Source organism: Streptococcus parasanguinis, assembly GCF_019929185.1.
Taxonomy (GTDB): Bacteria; Bacillota; Bacilli; order Lactobacillales; family Streptococcaceae; genus Streptococcus; species Streptococcus parasanguinis_O.
On record NZ_JAHZPC010000001.1, the window covers coordinates 148884 to 170213 of the forward strand.

19 protein-coding genes are annotated in these 21330 nt (G+C 41.4%); 7 read left to right on the forward strand and 12 right to left on the reverse strand.

Going from position 1 to position 21330, the window contains the following annotated elements:
- Positions 1-140: 140 nt before the first annotated feature.
- From K1I56_RS00730 to K1I56_RS00755, 6 genes are all read left to right on the forward strand, one after another.
- On the forward strand, positions 141-1109 hold the full coding sequence (locus K1I56_RS00730; protein WP_003014979.1) for a thiamine pyrophosphate-dependent dehydrogenase E1 component subunit alpha: 969 nt from the start codon (positions 141-143) through the stop codon (positions 1107-1109).
- A 16-nt stretch (positions 1110-1125) separates the two neighbouring features.
- Positions 1126-2118, forward strand: coding sequence for an alpha-ketoacid dehydrogenase subunit beta (locus K1I56_RS00735; protein WP_003011072.1), 993 nt, complete (start codon positions 1126-1128; stop codon positions 2116-2118).
- 331 nt (positions 2119-2449) lie between these two features.
- On the forward strand, positions 2450-3493 hold the full coding sequence (locus K1I56_RS00740) for a dihydrolipoamide acetyltransferase (RefSeq protein WP_223324690.1): 1044 nt from the start codon (positions 2450-2452) through the stop codon (positions 3491-3493).
- Positions 3494-3532: 39 nt separating this feature from the next.
- Positions 3533-5239: a dihydrolipoyl dehydrogenase gene (gene lpdA / locus K1I56_RS00745; RefSeq protein ID WP_223324691.1), complete on the forward strand. Its 1707-nt coding sequence runs from the start codon at positions 3533-3535 to the stop codon at positions 5237-5239.
- A gap of 68 nt (positions 5240-5307) precedes the next feature.
- Complete coding sequence (gene lplA, locus K1I56_RS00750; RefSeq protein WP_223324692.1) at positions 5308-6297, forward strand: lipoate--protein ligase; 990 nt, start codon at positions 5308-5310, stop codon at positions 6295-6297.
- Between the two features lie 109 nt (positions 6298-6406).
- Positions 6407-7048, forward strand: coding sequence for a hypothetical protein (locus K1I56_RS00755; protein WP_223324693.1), 642 nt, complete (start codon positions 6407-6409; stop codon positions 7046-7048).
- An 87-nt stretch (positions 7049-7135) separates the two neighbouring features.
- On the opposite strand, the gene xerS is transcribed toward K1I56_RS00755, so the two are convergent.
- The 12 genes from xerS to K1I56_RS00815 all read right to left on the reverse strand — a co-directional run bounded on the left by xerS (position 7136) and on the right by K1I56_RS00815 (position 19489).
- Entirely contained in the window at positions 7136-8206 is a 1071-nt protein-coding gene (xerS, locus tag K1I56_RS00760) for a tyrosine recombinase XerS (protein ID WP_223324694.1), read from the reverse strand.
- Between the two features lie 962 nt (positions 8207-9168).
- Positions 9169-10152: an acetylxylan esterase gene (locus K1I56_RS00765; RefSeq protein ID WP_223324695.1), complete on the reverse strand. Its 984-nt coding sequence runs from the start codon at positions 10150-10152 to the stop codon at positions 9169-9171.
- A gap of 105 nt (positions 10153-10257) precedes the next feature.
- Positions 10258-11025, reverse strand: a complete 768-nt coding sequence (locus K1I56_RS00770; RefSeq protein WP_223324696.1) for an alpha/beta hydrolase — start codon at positions 11023-11025, stop codon at positions 10258-10260.
- Positions 11026-11091: 66 nt separating this feature from the next.
- Positions 11092-12663 carry a signal recognition particle protein gene (gene ffh / locus K1I56_RS00775; RefSeq protein WP_024055635.1) on the reverse strand — a complete coding sequence of 524 codons (1572 nt, stop codon included), beginning with the start codon at positions 12661-12663 and terminating at the stop codon, positions 11092-11094.
- A 17-nt stretch (positions 12664-12680) separates the two neighbouring features.
- The gene (locus K1I56_RS00780; protein ID WP_223324697.1) at positions 12681-12896 is read right to left on the reverse strand and encodes a 2-oxoglutarate:acceptor oxidoreductase; all 216 of its coding nucleotides are present in this window, start codon (positions 12894-12896) and stop codon (positions 12681-12683) included.
- 2 nt (positions 12897-12898) lie between these two features.
- Positions 12899-13231 carry a putative DNA-binding protein gene (locus K1I56_RS00785; protein WP_003001435.1) on the reverse strand — a complete coding sequence of 111 codons (333 nt, stop codon included), beginning with the start codon at positions 13229-13231 and terminating at the stop codon, positions 12899-12901.
- Positions 13232-13311: 80 nt separating this feature from the next.
- Entirely contained in the window at positions 13312-14256 is a 945-nt protein-coding gene (locus tag K1I56_RS00790) for a 3-oxoacyl-[acyl-carrier-protein] synthase III C-terminal domain-containing protein (RefSeq protein WP_223324698.1), read from the reverse strand.
- A 12-nt stretch (positions 14257-14268) separates the two neighbouring features.
- Entirely contained in the window at positions 14269-15534 is a 1266-nt protein-coding gene (locus tag K1I56_RS00795) for a F390 synthetase-related protein (RefSeq protein WP_223324699.1), read from the reverse strand.
- Positions 15500-16327, reverse strand: coding sequence for an MBL fold metallo-hydrolase (locus tag K1I56_RS00800; protein WP_070674135.1), 828 nt, complete (start codon positions 16325-16327; stop codon positions 15500-15502). Before K1I56_RS00800 ends, K1I56_RS00795 begins: the two co-directional genes overlap by 35 nt.
- Positions 16302-17279, reverse strand: a complete 978-nt coding sequence (locus tag K1I56_RS00805; RefSeq protein WP_223324700.1) for an NAD-dependent epimerase/dehydratase family protein — start codon at positions 17277-17279, stop codon at positions 16302-16304. Before K1I56_RS00805 ends, K1I56_RS00800 begins: the two co-directional genes overlap by 26 nt.
- Positions 17276-18553 carry a glycosyltransferase gene (locus tag K1I56_RS00810; RefSeq protein WP_223324701.1) on the reverse strand — a complete coding sequence of 426 codons (1278 nt, stop codon included), beginning with the start codon at positions 18551-18553 and terminating at the stop codon, positions 17276-17278. Before K1I56_RS00810 ends, K1I56_RS00805 begins: the two co-directional genes overlap by 4 nt.
- A gap of 237 nt (positions 18554-18790) precedes the next feature.
- Entirely contained in the window at positions 18791-19489 is a 699-nt protein-coding gene (locus K1I56_RS00815) for a GntR family transcriptional regulator (RefSeq protein WP_003007291.1), read from the reverse strand.
- A 128-nt stretch (positions 19490-19617) separates the two neighbouring features.
- Between K1I56_RS00815 and guaA the strand changes: the two genes are divergently transcribed.
- The gene (gene guaA, locus K1I56_RS00820; protein WP_223324702.1) at positions 19618-21183 is read left to right on the forward strand and encodes a glutamine-hydrolyzing GMP synthase; all 1566 of its coding nucleotides are present in this window, start codon (positions 19618-19620) and stop codon (positions 21181-21183) included.
- Positions 21184-21330: the final 147 nt, after the last annotated feature.

Here is a 21330-nt window from a genome sequence, read left to right on the forward strand (position 1 = left end):
TGTATTTGGATTTTAAAAAGCTTATAAAACCTTCTTCCAAGGAATAAAGTTTGTGAAATCATATGAGCATTATTTTTGACAGTGCTTTCATTTTTGGCTAGAATGAAAGAGAATGAATAAATGCTAAGAAAGGCGAAATGATGGCAACATTAGATAAAAGTCTCTTATTGGAAATGTTCCGTAAAATGGAAGAAATCCGTCGCATGGACTTAAAAATTGCACAGTTAGTAAAAAAAGGGAAAGTGCCAGGAATGACGCACTTTTCTGTTGGGGAAGAAGCAGCTAACGTTGGAGCCATGTTGGCTTTAAACGACGATGATTTGCTGACATCTAACCACCGTGGACACGGACAAGCCATTGCTAAAGGAATCGATTTGAATGGCATGATGGCTGAAATCCTTGGTAAGTATACGGGTACTTGTAAAGGGAAGGGTGGCTCCATGCATATCGCTGACCTCGATGCTGGTAACCTTGGTGCTAACGGGATCGTTGGTGGTGGTATGGGAATTGCAGTAGGTGCTGCCCTTACTCAACAAATGAAAAAGACTGGTAAGATTGTCGTCTGCTTCTTTGGCGATGGTGCAACCAATGAAGGTGTCTTCCACGAAGCGGTGAATATGGCTTCTATTTGGAATCTTCCAGTAATTTTCTACTGTATCAATAACGGTTATGGAATCTCTGCTGACATCAAGAAAATGACCAATATCCAGCATATCCACGAACGTAGTGCTGCTTACGGCATTCCTGGAATGTTTATTCCTGATGGAAATAACGTTATCGATGTCTATGAAGGATTCCAAAAAGCTGTTGAACACGTCCGCTCTGGTAAAGGACCTGTCTTGATTGAAAGTGTCACCTATCGTTGGCTTGGTCACTCTTCATCTGACCCTGGTAAATACCGGACTCGTGAAGAAGTAGAAGAGTGGAAGAAGAAAGATCCAATCGAAAACCTTCGCAAGTATCTCCTTGAAAATGAGATTGCGAGCGCAGAAGAATTGGATCAAATCCAAGAAGAAGTGAAAGAAGCAGTGGAAGCTTCAGTGAAATTTGCGGAAGAAAGCCCATTCCCTCCACTTGAATCAGCTTTCGAAGATATTTACGCAGACTAAGGGGGAGTAGAGAATTATGGAAACTAAATTAATGTCTTTCCGCGATACCATTATCCTTGCTATGTCTGAGGAAATGCGTCGCGACGAAAATGTATTGTTGATGGGAGAAGATGTCGGAGTTTTCGGTGGAGACTTCGGAACTTCTGTAGGGATGCTGGAAGAGTTTGGTCCAGAACGTGTCCGTGACTGTCCGATTTCTGAGGCCGCGATTTCAGGTGCGGCAGCAGGGGCAGCCATGACTGGACTTCGCCCAATCGTTGATATGACCTTCATGGATTTCTCAGTAATTGCCATGGATGCTATTGTCAACCAAGCTGCTAAAACTCGCTACATGTTTGGTGGTAAAGGTCAAGTGCCGATGACTATTCGCTGTGCTGCTGGGAATGGAGTTGGTTCTGCAGCCCAACACTCCCAATCGTTAGAATCATGGTTTACTCATATTCCTGGTTTGAAAGTTGTTGCTCCTGGTACGCCAGCGGATATGAAGGGACTGCTTAAGTCTTCTATTCGCGACAACAACCCCGTTATCATTCTTGAATATAAATCAGAATTCAACCAAAAAGGGGAAGTGCCAGTTGATCCAGACTACACGATTCCACTTGGTGTCGGAGAAATCAAACGTGAAGGAACTGACGTCACTGTCGTAACCTACGGAAAAATGCTTCGTCGCGTGATGCAAGCTGCTGAAGAATTAGCAGAAGAAGGGATCTCAGTAGAAGTAGTAGACCCACGTACCTTGGTTCCACTTGATAAAGAGATCATCATTAATTCTGTCAAGAAGACAGGAAAAGTAGTCCTTGTCAATGATGCCCACAAAACAAGTGGCTATATTGGTGAAATTTCAGCTATTATTTCTGAATCAGAAGCATTTGATTACTTGGATGCACCAATCCGCCGTTGTGCGGGGGAAGATGTGCCAATGCCTTACGCACAAAACCTTGAAAATGCAATGATTCCAACAGTTGAAAGCATCAAAGATGCTATTCGTAAAACATACAACAAAGAATAATACATAACCTAAATTATGTAATATTTATTAAATTAGACGAGGAAACTTTGTATCTATTGATGCAAAGTTCTCTACGTCCTTGATATCTTAAATTAGAGCACGGGCTAAAGTCTGGCTGAAAAAGATAAACTTTCCTAGAAACTAAACTTTCTTCGTCAAGTTTCCTATTTTCACTGAGACTTTTGACGCCCTTAGTATCTTGTAACTGAATCCGGACGGAGGACTGTGAAAAAAAGATAGATTTCCTCGTGTTCATGTAACACAGCGTCAATCTCCTATTTTTTCTTTGTCCTCTACGTCCTTAATATCTTGTAATAGAATAGGAGAAGTCATGGCTGATGATAAGCTAAGAGCGACTCCTGCGGCTAGAAAATTAGCGGATGATCTTGGGATCAACCTCTATGATGTTTCTGGTTCAGGCGCAAACGGTCGTGTCCACAAAGAAGACGTGGAAACATATAAAGACACAAATGTGGTTCGCATTTCACCACTTGCAAAACGAATTGCTTTAGAACACAATATTGCTTGGCAAGAGATTCAAGGAACTGGTCATCGTGGTAAGATCATGAAGAAGGACGTCCTTGCTTTCCTTCCTGAAAATATCGAGAATGAGACCATTAAGTCACCTGCTCAAATCGAGAAGGTGGAGGAAGCTCCAGATAATGTGACACCTTATGGTGAGATTGAGCGGATTCCGATGACACCAATGCGGAAGGTAATCGCTCAACGGATGGTGGAATCTTACTTAACAGCACCAACCTTTACATTGAACTATGACGTTGATATGTCTCAAATGTTGGCCCTTCGTAAGAAGGTATTGGATCCAATCATGGAAGCCACTGGCAAGAAAATCACTGTAACAGATTTGCTTTCTCTAGCAGTTGTTAAGACCTTGATGAAACACCCATACATCAATGCGTCATTGACAGAAGATGGCAAAACCATCATTACTCATAACTATGTCAACTTAGCGATGGCAGTTGGGATGGACAATGGCTTGATGACTCCAGTTGTCTACAATGCTGAAAAGATGACCTTGTCAGAGTTGGTGGTCGCCTTCAAGGACGTTATCGGACGTACCTTGGATGGTAAGCTTGCTCCAAGTGAATTGCAAAACTCAACCTTTACCATCAGTAACTTGGGAATGTTTGGCGTTCAATCATTTGGACCGATTATCAACCAACCAAACTCTGCCATCCTTGGAGTTAGTGCAACGGTTGAAAAACCAGTGGTTGTGAATGGTGAAATCGTTATTCGTCCAATCATGAGCTTGGGCTTGACCATCGACCACCGCGTTGTCGATGGTATGGCTGGTGCCAAATTCATGAAAGACTTGAAAGCCTTGATTGAAGACCCGATTTCAATGTTGGTCTAATCAACGAGAGAATAGAAACAAGAAAAAGAGGGAAATAAAATGGCCTTAGAAGTAATTATGCCAAAAGCCGGCGTAGATATGACCGAAGGACAAATCGTTCAGTGGAATAAGAAAGTCGGCGAATTTGTAAAAGAAGGAGAAGTACTCCTTGAAATCATGACAGACAAAGTCAGCATGGAGTTGGAAGCGGAAGAAGACGGCTACTTGATCGCTATCCTGAAAGGAGACGGCGAAACAGTTCCTGTCACAGAAGTAATCGGTTATCTTGGTGAAGAAGGGGAAAACATCCCTACAGCTGGAGTAGCAGCACCAGAAGCGAGTCCAGCACCAGCTGCAGCAAGTGCTTCAAACGATGACAATAAGAGCGATGACGCTTATGATATCGTAGTAATCGGTGGGGGCCCTGCTGGCTACGTATCTGCTATTAAGGCAGCTCAACTAGGTGGTAAAGTTGCTCTTGTTGAGAAATCTGAACTTGGTGGAACATGCTTGAACCGCGGATGTATCCCAACTAAGACTTACCTCCACAATGCTGAAATTATTGAAAATATTGGTCATGCAGCAAACCGTGGTATTATCATTGAAAATCCAAGTTTCTCAGTAGATATGGATAAGGTTCTTGAAACCAAGAACAAGGTCGTAAATACCCTCGTCGGTGGTGTTGCAGGACTTCTTCGCAGCTACGGAGTGGATGTTCACAAGGGTATCGGTACCATTACGAAAGATAAGAATGTCTTGGTTAATGGTTCTGAATTGCTTGAAACGAAGAAAATCATCCTTGCCGGTGGTTCAAAAGTTAGCAAGATTAACGTTCCAGGTATGGAATCATCCCTTGTCATGACCAGTGACGATATTCTTGAAATGAATGAAGTTCCAGAAAGCCTTGTGATCATTGGTGGTGGGGTTGTCGGTATCGAACTTGGACAAGCTTTCATGACCTTCGGTTCAAAAGTTACTGTTATCGAAATGATGGACCGTATTGTTCCAGCTATGGATGCGGAAGTATCTAAGAACCTTCGTTTAATCCTTGAACGCAAGGGTATGACCATCTTGACGGATACGAAATTGCAAGAAATCATTGAAGAAGATGGTAAACTCCGTATCAAGGTCGAAGGAAAAGATGATATCATCGCCAACAAAGCCCTTCTTTCAATCGGCCGTGTTCCAGACCTTGAAGGTATCGGTGAAGTCGAGTTTGAATTGGATCGTGGACGGATCAAAGTTAACGAATACATGGAAACGTCTGTTCCAGGTATCTATGCACCAGGTGATATCAACGGTACCAAGATGTTGGCTCATGCTGCCTTCCGTATGGGTGAAGTAGCGGCCGAAAATGCTCTTAAGGGAAATCATGCTGTTGCCAAATTGAACTTGACTCCTGCAGCGATCTACACCCTTCCAGAAGTTGCGGCTGTTGGTTTGACAGAAGAACAAGCTCGTGAGAAATATGATGTCCAAATCGGTAAATTTAATTTTGCCGCAAACGGACGTGCCATTGCATCAGATGCGGCTCAAGGATTTGTTAAAGTCATTGCAGACAAGAAATATGGAGAAGTTCTTGGGGTTCACATCATTGGTCCAGCAGCAGCTGAATTGATCAACGAAGCTTCAACCATCATTGAGATGGAAATCACTGTAGAAGAAATGCTCAAGACCATCCACGGGCACCCAACCTTCTCAGAAGTGATGTACGAAGCTTTTGCGGATGTACTTGGCTTGGCAGTTCACTCACCTAAGAAGAAATAGTATTTGAAATGATAGAATGGCTGGACAGCAAATGCTGGACCAGTCTCTATCGTATATAAAGGAATCTTATGAAATACATTATTAATTATTCAAATGATACTGCTTTTAATATTGCTTTAGAAGAGTATGCTTTTAAGCATCTGTTAGATGAGGATCAAATCTTCCTTCTTTGGATTAACAAACCTTCGATTATCGTTGGTCGTCACCAAAATACCATCGAAGAAATCAACCGTGACTATGTTCGGGAGCATGGGATTGAAGTGGTTCGCCGGATCAGTGGTGGTGGGGCTGTTTATCACGATTTGAACAACCTCAACTACACCATCATTTCAAAAGAAGATGAAAATAAGGCCTTTGACTTCAAGAGCCTTTCAACTCCCGTGATCAACACCTTGGCTCAGCTTGGAGTGAAGGCTGAATTCACAGGTCGTAACGACTTGGAAATTGATGGTAAGAAATTCTGTGGAAATGCCCAAGCTTATATCAACGGACGCATTATGCACCACGGTTGTCTTCTATTTGACGTGGATCTGTCAGTCCTTGCCAATGCTCTCAAGGTGTCTAAAGACAAGTTTGAGTCTAAAGGAGTTAAATCGGTTCGTGCTCGTGTGACCAATATCATCGATGAATTGCCAGAAAAAATCACGGTTGAAGAGTTCCGTGACTTGCTTTTGGACTACATGAAGAAAGAATACCCTGAGATGACAGAATATGTCTTCTCAGATGAAGAATTGGCTGAAATCAATCGTATCAAGGAAACCAAGTTCGGTACCTGGGACTGGAACTATGGAAAGTCTCCTGAATACAATGTCCGTCGTGGCACTAAATTCCCTAGCGGTAAGGTTGAAATCTTCGCAAACGTCATTGAATCCAAAATCCAAGACATCAAGATTTATGGAGACTTCTTTGGTATCGAAGATGTTGCAGCAGTAGAAGACGTTCTTCGTTGTGTCAAATATGAACGTGAAGACATCCTCAAAGCCCTTCAAACCATTAATCTAGGTCGTTACTTCGCAGGAATCACTGCAGAGGAAATTGCTGAAGCAGTGGTGGAATAAAGTAAAAGATATCCATTTAACATGGATATCTTTTATCTTAAACTTGATATTTAAATACCATGAGAGTACAATATAGAGGAAATCTGAACACAAAAGGGGATTATATTCGATGATGAAAATTCCAGTTGAAAATCTTGGTCTATTTGAACAGTTAGATCGTATAGTAGTGGCTTTTTTTAGCAAACAACAATCTTCAAGTCCTTATGATTTGTATGTCAGTATTACACAAGAACATGTTGACCAGAAAAAACAGGAGCTAGAACCATTAGGCTATCAAGCTGTCCAACTACCATTAGGAATGGCTTTAGATAACGTCATCCAGCAACCTCATTATGAAAACTTAATCATTGGAGGTCTTGCTCCTGAGGAAATAATCGTTAGCGAACAAGAATTAATGCATTTGAAAGATATCGTGGACAGCTTTTGTATTATGTACGCTGCAGCGAATAACAGATTGGAAAATAGTAAAGCTTATGAATTAATGAAAGATAAGACGGTTTATTTTATTGGTAAACTATTTACAGATTTTCCGAAGGCCGGTGATGAAATTGCTTATTTAGGGATTGATCGAATAGCGAGCGATGGTACGCCATATGAAGCTGTTAAATGCTTTTTAACAGAAGAGAGTGCAGAGAAGTACAATGGTGAAAAAAGACCGGTCACCCCTGCAAATCTGGCCTATCTAAAATCATTTTGGGGAAAACCAGTCATTATTGAGCCACACCGTAATTATTGGATCGAATTTTTATAGAAAGTATAAAAGAGCGTAAGATTCCATAAAAAATCTTACGCTCTTTTTCTATTAGAATGCTTTTTACATAATTTACGTTATGTAATTTTATAAACTATCCAAGGCATTTTTCTGCTCATCATTAACGATATGCGTATACAAGTCTGTAACTTGTGTACTAGCATGTCCCAGCTGATGGCTGACCAAAACTTGTGATTTGGTTGCATCATAGAGACGGGTTGCAAGGGTGTGGCGTAGTTTGTGGGGCGTCACGCGGACTTTGAAGTCTTCTGAATACTTGGCGACCATTTTTTCAACACTAGAAGCATCAATTCGGTTTGGAACACCTCGATACATGGTTATAAAGAGAGCTGTATCAGTTTTTTCAGTCTTGTAACGTTTGTCTCGAATAGCAAGATATTGCTCCAGATAAGGCTTAGCAAAGGCAGCAACATTAACCGAGTCTCGTTTTCCACCTTTTCGAGTGACGTCAATCACCATCATCTTAAGATTGAGGTCACGAAGGTCCAAGTTGACTGCCTCAGATAAACGGACACCAGAGGCAAGAAGGAGTGCTATAATGGCTAAATCTCGCTCTTTATTCTTATTAAAGGAGGATAAGGCGCGATTTGAGAGGGTTTGCGGGTACTCCTGGTCGATATAGTTAAGAAAACCTTCTGTTTCATCACCCAAAAAGAGTTTTTGCTTGATATTTTCAGCTCGAGCAGCCAAGGTTTCTTTCTTTTTCTTGGTAGCAACCTTTTTCATGACATTACGGTAGAAATAAGGTTCCCCTTGCTCGTTTTCAACTTCCTCGGTCAAATACTTATAGAGACTAGATAGTGCAGAAAGGGTACGATTAATGGTCGTTTGGGAAACCCCGTTTTTTGTCGTATTGGCATTAAGCAGAGGACGTTCACGTAAGTAAAGAATAAAGGATTCCATGTCTTTCTTGGTCATGTGCTCCAGGACGTCTAAAGGGATCTCGGCCATGGTGTCAGCATCCGATATACCAGATTCCAAGACCCAGGTGAAAAATCGATCGTATTCCTTTAAGTATTCGTACAAGGTTGTAAAACTATATGGAACGGTCAGTTTTGATTGGTAATATTCCAATACGTACCAGGGCATGACTTGTTTGAGTTTATCAATCCGTTCTAATAAGATCTCGCGTTTCATGTTTTTCTCCAAATCTATCTATACTAGTAGTATAGCATAACCAGGTATATTTTTCAAGAAAATTATAGTTTTTCGGAAAGATGTTATAGGGTATCTATAGGTTAACAAAAATTTTTTTTGAATAACTAAAAAATTTTTTCGGGCAAAAATCGGTCCAAAATGTACTTTATTCATGTGAACACTGGAAATTTTAACCACTCTCAATCCATGCGAAAATGTACTTTATTTAAGTGAAAACTAAAAATTTTTTCAATTATCCATAATCCAAAAAGGATAAACCATTTTCAGCTCCAGAATACACTTTAATCAAAAACCGACGTAAAAAATCCCTAGAGGACTGTTGTCTTCTAGGGATTTAGTGTATCCTTGAGCTGTTTATTCGACAATTTGATTATATTACGTGGGAGTTTATGTGTCAAAAATATCTCTTTATTTTATTTTTTAGAACACGTAGTATGTATAAATTGCAATAATAGAAAGGATTAAGAAGATTAACAAGATAAAAATAATTATTTTTTTCATGATTTATTAATAATACTGACCCTTAGGATACAGTATACTCCTTTCTATGAAGAATTCTTATTATCCCTATCTTTATTATAGGTCTACAGCAATTTATATTCAATTATTTATATGTGAAAGTAGTTTCAGAATTTGAACTTTAAATTTTTTATTATACATTGATTATCATTGAAAATAATCTACAAATTAATTTCTCAGATTAGAGGATATTATGTACTAGAAAACATACAAAATACCACTCCAGAATAATGTACAAAACAAAAATAAAGTACACTCCTTAAAGAATGTACTTTATGCTTCTAATTCAGTTGTATCAATTGTTTAGCTCATGTTAAGTCAATTGTACATAAACTTTTAGTTTTCTTTCTATACTAGATCCCTTTTAAACACAAAACAATCAGCAAATCTCATGGATTTACTGATTGTTTTTCTTTTCTAACTTATTTTTCTACATATCGAAATGGAATCTTGCTACCACAGAGCCAATTATAGACTCGATCATTGACTTGAACATTCATAGCTTCGTGGGCATATTCTGGCATGATTAAATGCTCTTTTGGACCTTCTAATCGATTATAAATGGCAAACTGCGTTTCAGGATAACAGACATCATCATCTAGACCTGTAATCATGTGAACCTGTCCTTTGATACGATGGGCAAAATTTTTCACATCAATATAGGCCAAAGTCTGCATCAAACGATCTTCCGTTTCATGGAATGGATCATGGAACTTGAAATAACGGAAAAGCTCGTCATAGGCCTCACTGGTATTTCCGATCTCTAATACCCGTCTGAAATCCGATAAGAATGGATAAATGGCGACTGTTCGTTGGATTCGGGGATTTAATCCAGCAGCAATCAGGGCCAGGGCACCACCTTGAGAGGCTCCGTAGCTGGCAAGTTTGCTGTCATCTACTTGAGGAAGGTTGGCTACAATTTCAATTAACTGGTAAAGATCCAAGTAGACATCCTTATAAAAGAGCTCATCAGGGCCTTCCACGGCTCCACGGATAATCTGTCCTTTTACCGTATTTCCAAGTGGTGAGCGGTCACCGTCTGTTGAATAGCCTGACTGCCCTCTCACGTCCATAGACACAACACCATAGCCGGCTACTGTATAAGCCAGCATATCAGCCCAATCCCAACAACGACCCATATAGCCATGAAAATGGAAAATGACGGGAACCTTTTGATCCGTTTTTGGAAAAACAACCCGCGCATAAACGAGCCCATCTCGTGTTCCTTTAAAGGTTAATTCATAACAAATCACATTTGGAATGCTGAAATCTCGTTCTTCGAGCTTGTATTCAGGCAGTTCAGTCATCTTTGCTAGGGCTTGATTCCAAAAGTTATCAAAATCTTCGGGAACGTCATCCAGTCCCTTGTAAACTTTCATTGTCTCTAGTAATTTAGGATCTTTCATTAAATCCTCCTTAGGTATGTGTAATCGCTATCAAAAATGTACCATATTTACTTAAGGATTGCAAGAGACAAATAAAAATTACATAACCGAAATTATGTAATTTCATTATAGATTCAAAAATAGACTTAATTGTTTCACTAGATCTGGATTAGTGGGTAAAGCTGAATGATGAGCCTTACGACCGTTTAAATTCACTTCTGTATAGGCTTGTTTCTCAAAAATAGATTTTGCTGCTTGTGCACTAGAGAGAGGAACGATGCCATCTGATTTTCCAGCAAAGCTACCAACAAAATTAAGAACTTCTACTTCTTTTCCCAGACGATGCTTCCATGTTTGAAAATCGTCATACATCTCTTGATTGAAACGGTAAGGACTGCCAATAATAGCAAGCTTGCTCACGGTCAGCTTTTTCTTTTCTAAAAAGCCACTTTCCAGTAAACCAGTCAAAACCAATCCTCCATTGGAGTGCCCGACTGCCTTAAACTCTGTAAAATGATAGTGATCAAGAAGGTAGGTAAGAGCGATCTTAAGGGATTCGATTTGCTGCTTGATATTGCTGTAGCCATCACGATTATTCTCAAAGCCAATCACAATCATCGGATTCGGCTCTTTCGTATTCAGTCTTCCTTCCATCTCTATAGAATCATCTTTATTGACCTTAATTTTTAAAAGACTTTGCTTTTTTCTAGAAAAGCGATGGAGCATACGGATGGTTCCATTGAATCGCTGGATACTAGCTGAACTCCCGGGGACAAAGAGAATCGGTCTGATCGGAGGTTTCTTCGACCCTTTTGGGAATTCAAAGGGCTTGCTGTGCGAAGAAAACAATCTTGCAAAGAAACGAATGACTTGTTGAAATAGTTTTTTTAACATCTTTCCTCTAGTAGTAGTTTCTAAAAGAACCCAGAACAGTGTGTCCTAGGCCCTTATTAGAAACGATTATTTCCGTTTTTTCTTATTTTTGCGCATTTGTTTGGCCATCTTGTTCATCGCCCGTTTCATCATAAATTCACCGGCTTTTCCTTTGAGACCACCACCAAACATTTGGCTCATATCAGGCATTCCAGCGCCTCCGCCAAGAGCTGACAAGTCAGGCATCCCACCTTGTCCCATCATGCCTTCGAGGGCAGACATATCAGGCATTCCACCAGGCATGTTTTTCGGCATATTATTTGGATTGAGCCCCATTTGTTTCATCATCTTGTTCATATCGCCAGAGAGGACGCCTTGCATCATCTGCTTGGCTTGGTTAAAGTCCTTGATGAATTTATTGACTTCGACAAAGCTGTTCCCTGATCCAGCAGCAATCCGACGACGACGGCTTGGATTCAAGAGATCTGGATTTTCCCGTTCAGCTGGGGTCATGGATGATACGATCGCACGTTTGCGAGCAATTTCTCGTTCATCAACCTTGAGGTTCTTCATAGCTGGATTGTTGGCCATCCCTGGAAGCATTTTGAGCAGATCTTCCATTGGTCCCATGTTTTGAACTTGGTCTAACTGATCGATGAAATCGTTGAAGTCAAAGGTGTTTTCCCGCATCTTCTCAGCGAGCTCAAGAGAGCGTTTCTCATCGTATTCTTGAGAAGCCTTCTCGATCAGTGTCAGCATATCCCCCATACCGAGGATCCGGCCAGACATACGGTCTGGGTGGAAGGTTTCGATATCCGTGATTTTTTCACCAGTACCAGTAAACTTGATTGGTTTCCCAGTAATCTGACGGACAGAAAGGGCTGCACCACCACGGGTATCCCCATCAATCTTTGTCAAGATCACCCCGGTTACTTCGAGTTGTTCATTAAACTCACGCGCCACATTGGCTGCTTCTTGACCAATCATGGCATCGACAACCAAGAGGATTTCATTTGGCTCGGCAAGGGCTTTAACATCCCGCAACTCGCCCATAAGTTTTTCATCGATTTGCAGACGACCAGCCGTATCGATCAAGACATAATCATTGTGATTGGCTCTCGCCTGCTCCAAACCTTGACGAACGATCTCAACTGCAGGGACTTCTGTACCAAGTGAGAAGACAGGAACATTGATCTGTTGACCAAGGGTCTTCAACTGGTCGATGGCTGCTGGACGATAGATATCGGCCGCAATCATCAAAGGACGTGCGTTTTCTTCCTTGACCAATTTGTTGGCCAATTTACCCGCAAAGGTTGTTTTACCAGCCCCTTGAAGACCGACCATCATGATAATGGTTGGAATCTTTGGAGATTTGATAATTTCTGCTGTTTCTGAACCCAAAATGGCTGTCAATTCTTCATCGACAATCTTCACGATTTGTTGGGCAGGGTTCAAGGTTTCGATGACTTCATGACCTACAGCCCGCTCGCGGACGCGTTTGATGAAGTCTTTTACAACAGGAAGGGCTACGTCGGCCTCTAAGAGGGCTAGACGAATCTCTTTGGTTGCCTCTTGGACATCCGCTTCAGAGATTTTCCCTTTCTTACGAAGATTTTTAAAGACGTTCTGTAAACGTTCGGTTAAACTTTCAAATGCCATTATTTTCTCCTATTTTTTCAATTCAGTGGAAATCGTCCGAAATGTAGCAAACATTCTAGTTCTTCGGGTGTGACTTCTTTCATGATTTCATTTGGATATCCCCAACAGCTAAAACCTATTTGCATAGCTTTGGAGATATCATTGGGCGAGATAATTTGTAGTCGAGTAGGAAATACTCCCTCTGCGACTAATAGTTTGCAAGGTATTCCTTGATAAATGACGAGACTGCCCATATTCACTCCCGATTGTCAATGCTTGATAAAATTTCAACCTGCTCTTGTAGAAAAGTATCTTCCGGATAGCGTTCTAAAATCTGATCAAAAATCTGACTACGAACAATGTAATCGGAATACATATGGAGTTTCATTTCGTAGTCCTCCAAAATCTTTTCTGTACGTTTAATATTGTCATAGACCGCCTGACGGCTCACTCCAAACTCTTCCGCAATCTCAGCCAAGCTGTAATCATCTGCGTAATAAAGCTCGATGTAGTTCATTTGCTTGTCCGTCAAGAGCGCTGCATAAAACTCAAAGAGCGCATTCATTCGGTTGGTTTTCTCAATTTCCATACCTTTCATTATATCAAAAAAGCCCGCTAAAGACTAGCGGGACTTGATGCTTTTTGAGCTTGAAATAAGAGGATCTATCATTAGAGTTTTAGTGCTAACATATTGACTGTCATCCCTGCTGCAGTTCCCATCAAGAAGATGGTATCTCCCTCCTTCACATAGCCGTGATCAAGCGCATAGGCTAAACCGAAAGGCACGGCTACCGAAACCATATTGCCATAATCGCTGACAATATTGAGATACTTGTCTTTTCCAACTCCCAATTTGTCCATGACGAGTGGCAAGGCCCGGCTGGCTTGGTGGGGAATAATATAGTCTACAGCGTCTTTAGAAATGCCTGATTTCTCTTGGAATTCTTGGAACATTTCTGGAATAACACGAGCAGAAAGTAAGAGAATTTTCTTCCCTTTCATGTCAAACATGAAATCAGTCTTGGTTGATTCAGAGTACAATTTCGGATGATAAGCTGTCAAACCACCCCGAATTTCAGTATCATGGGCTCCCTCAGACCAGGTACGTTGCATGCTAGCAATGATTCCTTTGTCTTGGCTTGTTGCTTCAAAAATAAAGGCAGCTGCTCCATCGCTAAATAATTCAAAACTCTCTTTTTGTTTAGGATTAAGGCCAAGACTTCCTACTTCACTGGATACAATGAGAACCCGTTGGTATTCACCACCTTCAATCAGATAGGAAATGGTGCTTAAGGCTGATACAAAACTAGTACAGGTGGTATTAATATCCATGGCTGGAATCGTCAGTCCCTTGGCCACGCGCTCATGGATCAAAGCAGCCGTACAAGGAATAGGCTGAACGCCAACCGCACTAGCCGAAACCAGGCAGTCGATATCTGTCATCTCAAGCCCTGCATGTTTTAAAGCAGCTTTAATTGCACGTGCTGCAAGATCAATCTGTGTTTCTTCTCCTTCTTTCACGCGGTAACGAGTCTGGTCTTTGAAAGTTACTGTATGAGCTGGAAGCGCTGTTCCATAGCCTTTGATTTGTAGATGTCTTTTTACTGTAGTCATAGGATTCTCCTTTTATTGAAGTCGTTGAACACGTTTTAATTTACGTGTTGGGTCCCATTGGTAATCGATAAATTGAATACTTGGGAGGATGAATTGTTTTTGTTGAGCCAAGAGTTCAAATTGGGCAAAGATCGCTTTCTCAATAAAGTCGGAACGATGACTCAAGGCGATGGTAATAGATCCATCTGTCAACTGAGTCACTTGATAGTCCTGAATATTTTCAACGAATAAAATGCACCGGCGAATAAAATCCGGATAGATGGTTTGGCTGTTTCCATCAACTTTTTTGAAATAGAAAATATCGTCCGATCGTCCTTCGATTTTCGCGATTCGAGTAAAAACGGATCCACAAGGACAGGGAGACTTTTCTTCTACTAAAATATCATTGAGTCGGTAGCGATAGATGGGTTGACTCGTTCGTTTAAAATCCGTAATAATCGGATAAAAGCGTCGATCATCCAGATACTCTTTTTCGACATACAAAATATCTTCGTTGAGGTGAAGATTACCTTCTGAACAAGTACAAGCTAAAAACCCTTCTGTCGCTTGGTAGACCTGATCAACTTTTTCTAGTTGAAAGGCTCTGGCTATTGTCTGAGCATCTCTATCCTCTAGGATCTCTGCGACAGAGACAACCTTGACGGGTTGGATCGCAAGTTGCTGATTAGTGACATAGTTAGCTAACTCAATCAAGGTGGAAGCTGGTGCAACCACAATGGTTGGTTGATAGTCTTTGAGACGCTCTAAATGCTCCTTGCTATCCTTGAAAATATCAAAATATTCCAAGCGAATAAGGCCTGAATTAATGGTTTGATAGAGTTCATTGTCCGCTCGTAAGAAAAAGGCAATGCGATGACCAAACAGTTTTCCTTTCGGTAGCATCTTGGCTAGAATCGCTGCAGCCCACATACTTCTTTCTTTTTCTGTGGTGACAAAAACTCCTCGGTGGCCTGAAGTCCCAGAAGACAAACCTACTGCTACTTCTCCATTCATCTCAGTAAAATCTCGCGTCTGTTCTCCGCGAATCGCCATTTCTAAAGCCTGATCTCGATCCACCCCTAGGGTATTGAGTTCATTGAAATGTGTCATCATAAACGATTTATCCATCGTTCCAAAGGATTCGGGAGAATGGGTTTGAAAATAGGGAGATTGAGAAGTGATAAATGCATGGTAGCGTGCCAATTGCTTATCTTGGTATCGCTTCAAGGCCTCTTTTGAACGGAATCGGTGGCACCATCTGGTTTCAATAAAGGTTTTCAGAAAGACTGTTTTTTTCATTTAAAATCCTTTCAATCCGATCTTGCGGGTCGTGGCTGACAACAACTTGAATACCATCTTGCAAGAGTGTCTCCAGAAAATCAGCTCCTTTTAAATAAGCCTTCTTATCATCCTGAACCAAGGAAGGGATCAGTCGCATTTGCCGTGTGTAAGGCAAGAGGTCCACTCCCCAAGAAAGATCTGCTCCAATAAAGAGCTTGAGCTCATCCAGATAAAGACAGCCTTGCCCTCTCGCATGCCCATCGATGGACGAAACAAGAATGCTCCCATCCCCAAAAAGATCCGCAGTCGGGCGGTAAGGGAAAGCTGGATGCCTTTGATTTGCTTTGAGACAAGTCACCCGATCCTTGAAGTCAGCTGGCAAAAACTCTTTAAAAATCAGATCTTTAAACTTCGGTTTTTGGTACACCTCATAGACTTCCTGGGTGACAAAGAAATGAGCATTTGGGAAAAGGGCTGCTCCGCCGAGATGATCAGGGTGCAGATGCGAAAGAATCACATAGGAAATGGATGCCGGGTCAATCCCACGCTCATGCAATAAATAATCGATCTGGTCTTCTTTTTTCATCTGCATTGGGGTGGCTAGACGGTACCAGAAATACCGAGCTTTTTTCTTAATCTCGTAGTGATAGCCGGTATCGTACAAAATATAACCTTTTTCACGGTGCTGAATCAAAAAGACACCTGCAGGAAATTGCATTTTTTCATTTGGAATTCCTTTAAATAAGAGACCAGAATGACTGCTACAATAGCCTGCTGGAAAATAATCAATGCGCTTGATCATGTTGGACATAGTTGTCAATCCCTTCTTCAATAGTCATTTTTGGATAGTAGCCAAGTTCGGTTTGGGCCTTTTGAATATCGAGGGTTTGGCTATATCGAAGGAGATAATAGGTATAGCGAGTCAATGGAGGTTCAGCTTTCAGATGGAATAAACGATATACCCCTTCAAGGCTATAGGCCGCACCTGCTACAAGACCTGCCGGAATTTTCCGATAGCGAATCGGTTCTCCCAATCCCTTTAATGTTGTTTCGATCAAATACTTAAAGGACTTTGGTTCCCCATTTGTAATATTATAAACTTGTCCGTGAGCTTCTTTTGCTTCCAGAGCCAAGCGAATGGCTAGGGCAACATTTTCCACGCAGGTCATATCCATGAGCTGCTCTCCTCCTCGAATCAAAGGAATTCCAATTTTTCGACTGAGGCGTAAAACCCGAGGCAAAATACTGGTATCCCCCACACCAAATAATCCTCTAGGACGCAAGATGATACTTGGCACATCCGGATAGTCAGAAAAAAGTTTTTCAGACACCAATTTGCTTCGGATATAATTGTTGAGGTGATTTTCTTTTGGAGCATCACTTTCCATGATGTTTAATTGATCTTTTCCAGCCGCGTAAATACTAGGAGAAGATACGTAAACCAAGCGTATTACCGCATATTCACGGCACAATTCAAGGACATTTTGAGTGCCAACTACATTCGCCTGATAGAAGGCCTTCCAAGGTCCCCAGGCAGTGGATAAAGCTCCTGCATGAACTACAGCATCAACAGACTGAAAGGCTTGTCTTAATTCCTCAATAGAGGTCAAATCCCCTTTGATAAATTGAACGCGCTCACCTTCCAGAGCCTTCCCATTTTTTTCGTTTCGGCCAAAAGCTACAATGGAATAGTCGTGATCTAATAACTCTTCGATCACGTATTTTCCAAGGAAGCCAGTCGCACCTGTTACAAGAATTTTCATAGTTTTCCATCCGTTCCACGTCTTAATAACCGTTGAATCTCAAACTCCAAGGTGTCCAACGGCTTGTAGGTTTTTGAAAGTTTGTTTAGTCTCTCTAACTTTTCCCAAGATTCTTTTTCTAATAGGGCATTGAAACCTGCTTGAATCTCTTCGGTGCGATTGCGATGAGCTTGAAAAGCAATTCCTGCTTCTACTCCTCGAATCGCATAGTCAAATTGGTCATAATCATGTGGCAAGATCAAGGCTGGTTTTTTAAATTCGATACATTGATAAAAGATTCCAGCTCCTCCATGATGAATGACATAGTCCATCTGCGGAATATATTCTTTGTAGGGCAGATATGAGACAACCGTCACATTTGGTGCTACTTCTTCTTCAGAAAAGTCTTTTGCCCCATCACCTAAGGTGACGAAAAAGTGACATTCTGGATGCTCTTTGGCCAAATGCTTGGTTTGTTCTAGCAAATTCTCCTTTGCCCAAGGCAACTGGGTTCCACATGTCACGAGTACCTTCGTCTTGTCGTCGTAAGGACGGAGATCTAAAGGATAATCTTCAGCTTTTTCAAGAGAAGTCCCCAAAGGGCCAAGCCAGGCATATTGATGAGGGAAATGTGTTTTCAACTCAAGCTCCATCATACCAATTCCAAAGATGGCATAAGGAGAGTAGATGGTCTCCACTCCATTTTGATTGTACAACTTGAAATTGTAACGTTTTAAGCGTTTGCGTAAGAGGAAGGCGCCACAGTATTTTCCAATGCGCGTGAGTTTACGGCATAGTGCTTGGATCTTCTCTTCCTTCTTTGTGCGCGCGACTCCCATCCCTCCGAAGAAGCAAGGAGGACCATAAGGAGTTTCGATTGCAAATTGGGTCGCCATGGTGGTAATCCAAGGAATTTCTAACTGTTCTGCCACAAAACCAGCTGATAGAGTGATAAAGTCAGCAATGACAATATCTGGACGGTTGACACGCCACTCCTCTAGCAATTGATCCGATACGTGATTAATCAAATCAAGACTCCTAGACAATTGCCGATAAGCTGAAAAGAGATTGTGTTTTTTATCGTTATTCGCCGCGCGTTCAAATTCTTCTACTTTGTTCTCTAGAATCGGGACGACCGTGAAGCCGAGACTTTCTGCGACGGCTTTTTTCTGAGGACCCGTGAAAACTCGGATTTCCATAGTTGGATCATCTAATAAGGGTTTAACGAGATTTAAAGTTGGGTACAGATGCCCACTCAAGGGAACAACTACCACATCGATTTTAATTTTTTTCATTTTTTCCTGCCTTATATCTTTTTTTAGATCTAAAACTAGCTTCTATCTATTAATTCGTAAAAAAAATCAAAAATTGAAGAAAAAATAAAATTTTTTAAATTTTTTTAAATCTTTTATTTTTGACCGTACTATCACTATTTAGAAAGAATGACTTCAACCTAAAAAAAGCTCCCAAATGCCAAAGAGAGTGAGCCTCTCACACATTTGAAGAGTTTTCTATTTTTACGATTTGCGAGCTTAGTTATTTTCTAAATAAAATTCGAACCGCTCGCCGACATACTGACTTTTTACATACTCAAAAGCCGTCCCATCTTCAAAATAGGAAACCTGTGTCAGACCTAAAATAGCCTGCCCTTTTGAAATCTGTAAGTACTCCGCAATCTTATCCTTGGCCAATCGCGCATAGATGGTCTGGTGCGACTTTCCAATCTTATAGCCATGACGCTCCAAGGTTTGGAAGAAATGGCTGGTAACCTCTTCACGATTGAAATTCTTAATAAATTTCTCTGGAATAGAGGCCACTTCATAAACAACAGGGATCCCATCGGCATACCGGACCCGCTCCATCCGAATGATGGTTTCTGTCTTATCAATGCCCAATTTGTCCACTTCTTGGAGGCTAGGAATGGTTTTACGGTAAGAAATCACTTGGCTAGAAGGTTCCTTGCCTTGCGATTTCATAATTTCTGTAAAACTGGTTGTGCCTCGCATTTTTTCTTGGACGCGCGTGCTAGTGATAAAGGTACCACTTCCTACCCGTCTTTCAAGTACTCCTTCTTCGACCAGAAGGGTAATGGCCTGCCTAAGAGTCATCCGACTCACCTGGAATTTTTCAGCTAGATCGCGTTCACTGGGAAGCCGCTCTCCAATTTTCCATATTTTTTGATCAATCTCAGATTTAATCTGATCATGAATTTGAATGTAAGCTGGAATCATAACCTTGCTCTTTCTCTGTGTTACTTCTATTGTAGCGTAAAATTCCTATTTCTTCAATCAGAGATTGGTAAAGACATGGCTTTTGTGTTAGAATAGAGGAAAGTAAATTTCTATAAGAAGGGGATAAGATGACAAACCTATCAACTGATTTGCATGATGTTGAAAAAATCATCGTGCTTGACTACGGTAGCCAGTACAATCAGCTTATTTCACGTCGAATTCGTGAAATTGGTGTCTTCTCAGAATTGAAGAGCCATAAGATTTCTGCTGATGAAGTTCGTGCAATCAATCCAGTTGGGATCGTTCTTTCAGGCGGACCAAACTCAGTATACGAGGAAGGGTCTTTTGATATCGATCCTGAAATTTTTGAACTCGGTATTCCAATCCTTGGAATCTGTTACGGGATGCAATTGTTGACCCATAAATTGGGTGGGAAGGTCGTTCCAGCAGGTGACGCTGGTAACCGTGAATATGGTCAATCTGAACTCAGCTTGACAGAATCTTCTGCTCTTTTTGCGGACACACCAGACAAACAATTGGTCTTGATGAGCCATGGAGATGCTGTTACAGAAATTCCGGCTGACTTTATCCGTACAGGTACTTCTGCTGACTGTCCATTTGCATCGATTGAAAATCCAGACAAGAAAATCTACGGGATCCAATTCCACCCTGAGGTTCGTCACTCTGTTCACGGTTATGACATCTTGCGTAACTTTGCCTTGAACATCTGTGGGGCTAAAGGTGACTGGACCATGGACAACTTCATTGACATGCAGATCAAAAAAATCCGTGAAACCGTCGGAGACAAACGTGTCCTTCTTGGCCTTTCAGGTGGTGTTGACTCTTCCGTTGTTGGGGTTCTCCTTCAAAAAGCAATCGGCGATCAATTGATTTGTATCTTTGTAGACCACGGTCTTCTTCGTAAAGGGGAAGCAGATCAAGTTATGGAGATGCTTGGTGGCAAGTTTGGTTTGAACATTGTTAAAGCAGACGCTGCTAAACGTTTCCTTGATAAATTGGCTGGTGTGTCTGATCCCGAACAAAAACGCAAGATCATTGGGAACGAATTTGTCTATGTCTTTGACGATGAAGCAAGCAAACTAAAAGATGTGAAGTTCTTGGCACAAGGAACTCTTTACACTGACGTCATCGAATCTGGTACAGATACTGCTCAAACCATCAAATCTCACCACAACGTTGGTGGACTTCCAGAAGACATGCAGTTTGAACTGATCGAGCCACTCAACACTCTTTATAAGGATGAAGTTCGTGCCCTCGGTACCGAGCTTGGCATGCCAGATCACATCGTATGGCGCCAACCATTCCCAGGACCTGGTCTTGCGATCCGTGTTATGGGTGAAATCACTGAAGAAAAACTCGAAACAGTCCGTGAATCAGACGCTATCCTTCGTGAAGAAATTGCCAAAGCAGGTCTTGACCGCGACATCTGGCAATACTTCACTGTTAACACTGGCGTTCGTTCAGTAGGTGTTATGGGAGACGGCCGTACTTACGACTACACTATCGCTATCCGCGCTATCACTTCGATCGATGGAATGACAGCTGACTTCGCTAAGATCCCTTGGGAAGTTCTCCAAAAAATCTCAGTCCGTATCGTAAACGAAGTTGACCACGTTAACCGCATCGTCTATGATATCACAAGTAAACCACCTGCAACTGTAGAGTGGGAATGATTTATAAACATGATTTGAAGTGAAATGGTTGTTTTAACAGCACTTTAGGTTATTATAATAGGTTAAAAATCAATCAAAATTGATTGGTTCCCCACCAAAAGCCCCACCAGAAATTGATCTGATGGGGTGCTTTTGTTTTAAGGATGT

What these genes read in the sequence shown, in the direction of transcription:
- K1I56_RS00765 (WP_223324695.1), bottom strand. Translation starts at nt 10,152, where the DNA reads ATGAAAGATCCTAAATTACTAGAGACAATGAAAGTTTACAAGGGACTG.
- xerS (WP_223324694.1), bottom strand. Translation starts at nt 8,206, where the DNA reads ATGAAACGCGAGATCTTATTAGAACGGATTGATAAACTCAAACAAGTC.
- K1I56_RS00740 (WP_223324690.1), top strand. Translation starts at nt 2,450, where the DNA reads ATGGCTGATGATAAGCTAAGAGCGACTCCTGCGGCTAGAAAATTAGCG.
- K1I56_RS00730 (WP_003014979.1), top strand. Translation starts at nt 141, where the DNA reads ATGGCAACATTAGATAAAAGTCTCTTATTGGAAATGTTCCGTAAAATG.
- K1I56_RS00805 (WP_223324700.1), bottom strand. Translation starts at nt 17,279, where the DNA reads ATGAAAATTCTTGTAACAGGTGCGACTGGCTTCCTTGGAAAATACGTG.
- K1I56_RS00790 (WP_223324698.1), bottom strand. Translation starts at nt 14,256, where the DNA reads ATGACTACAGTAAAAAGACATCTACAAATCAAAGGCTATGGAACAGCG.
- K1I56_RS00815 (WP_003007291.1), bottom strand. Translation starts at nt 19,489, where the DNA reads ATGATTCCAGCTTACATTCAAATTCATGATCAGATTAAATCTGAGATT.
- guaA (WP_223324702.1), top strand. Translation starts at nt 19,618, where the DNA reads ATGACAAACCTATCAACTGATTTGCATGATGTTGAAAAAATCATCGTG.
- K1I56_RS00780 (WP_223324697.1), bottom strand. Translation starts at nt 12,896, where the DNA reads ATGGGCAGTCTCGTCATTTATCAAGGAATACCTTGCAAACTATTAGTC.
- K1I56_RS00810 (WP_223324701.1), bottom strand. Translation starts at nt 18,553, where the DNA reads ATGAAAAAAATTAAAATCGATGTGGTAGTTGTTCCCTTGAGTGGGCAT.
- lplA (WP_223324692.1), top strand. Translation starts at nt 5,308, where the DNA reads ATGAAATACATTATTAATTATTCAAATGATACTGCTTTTAATATTGCT.
- K1I56_RS00785 (WP_003001435.1), bottom strand. Translation starts at nt 13,231, where the DNA reads ATGGAAATTGAGAAAACCAACCGAATGAATGCGCTCTTTGAGTTTTAT.
- K1I56_RS00735 (WP_003011072.1), top strand. Translation starts at nt 1,126, where the DNA reads ATGGAAACTAAATTAATGTCTTTCCGCGATACCATTATCCTTGCTATG.
- lpdA (WP_223324691.1), top strand. Translation starts at nt 3,533, where the DNA reads ATGGCCTTAGAAGTAATTATGCCAAAAGCCGGCGTAGATATGACCGAA.
- K1I56_RS00800 (WP_070674135.1), bottom strand. Translation starts at nt 16,327, where the DNA reads ATGTCCAACATGATCAAGCGCATTGATTATTTTCCAGCAGGCTATTGT.
- ffh (WP_024055635.1), bottom strand. Translation starts at nt 12,663, where the DNA reads ATGGCATTTGAAAGTTTAACCGAACGTTTACAGAACGTCTTTAAAAAT.
- K1I56_RS00770 (WP_223324696.1), bottom strand. Translation starts at nt 11,025, where the DNA reads ATGTTAAAAAAACTATTTCAACAAGTCATTCGTTTCTTTGCAAGATTG.
- K1I56_RS00755 (WP_223324693.1), top strand. Translation starts at nt 6,407, where the DNA reads ATGATGAAAATTCCAGTTGAAAATCTTGGTCTATTTGAACAGTTAGAT.
- K1I56_RS00795 (WP_223324699.1), bottom strand. Translation starts at nt 15,534, where the DNA reads ATGAAAAAAACAGTCTTTCTGAAAACCTTTATTGAAACCAGATGGTGC.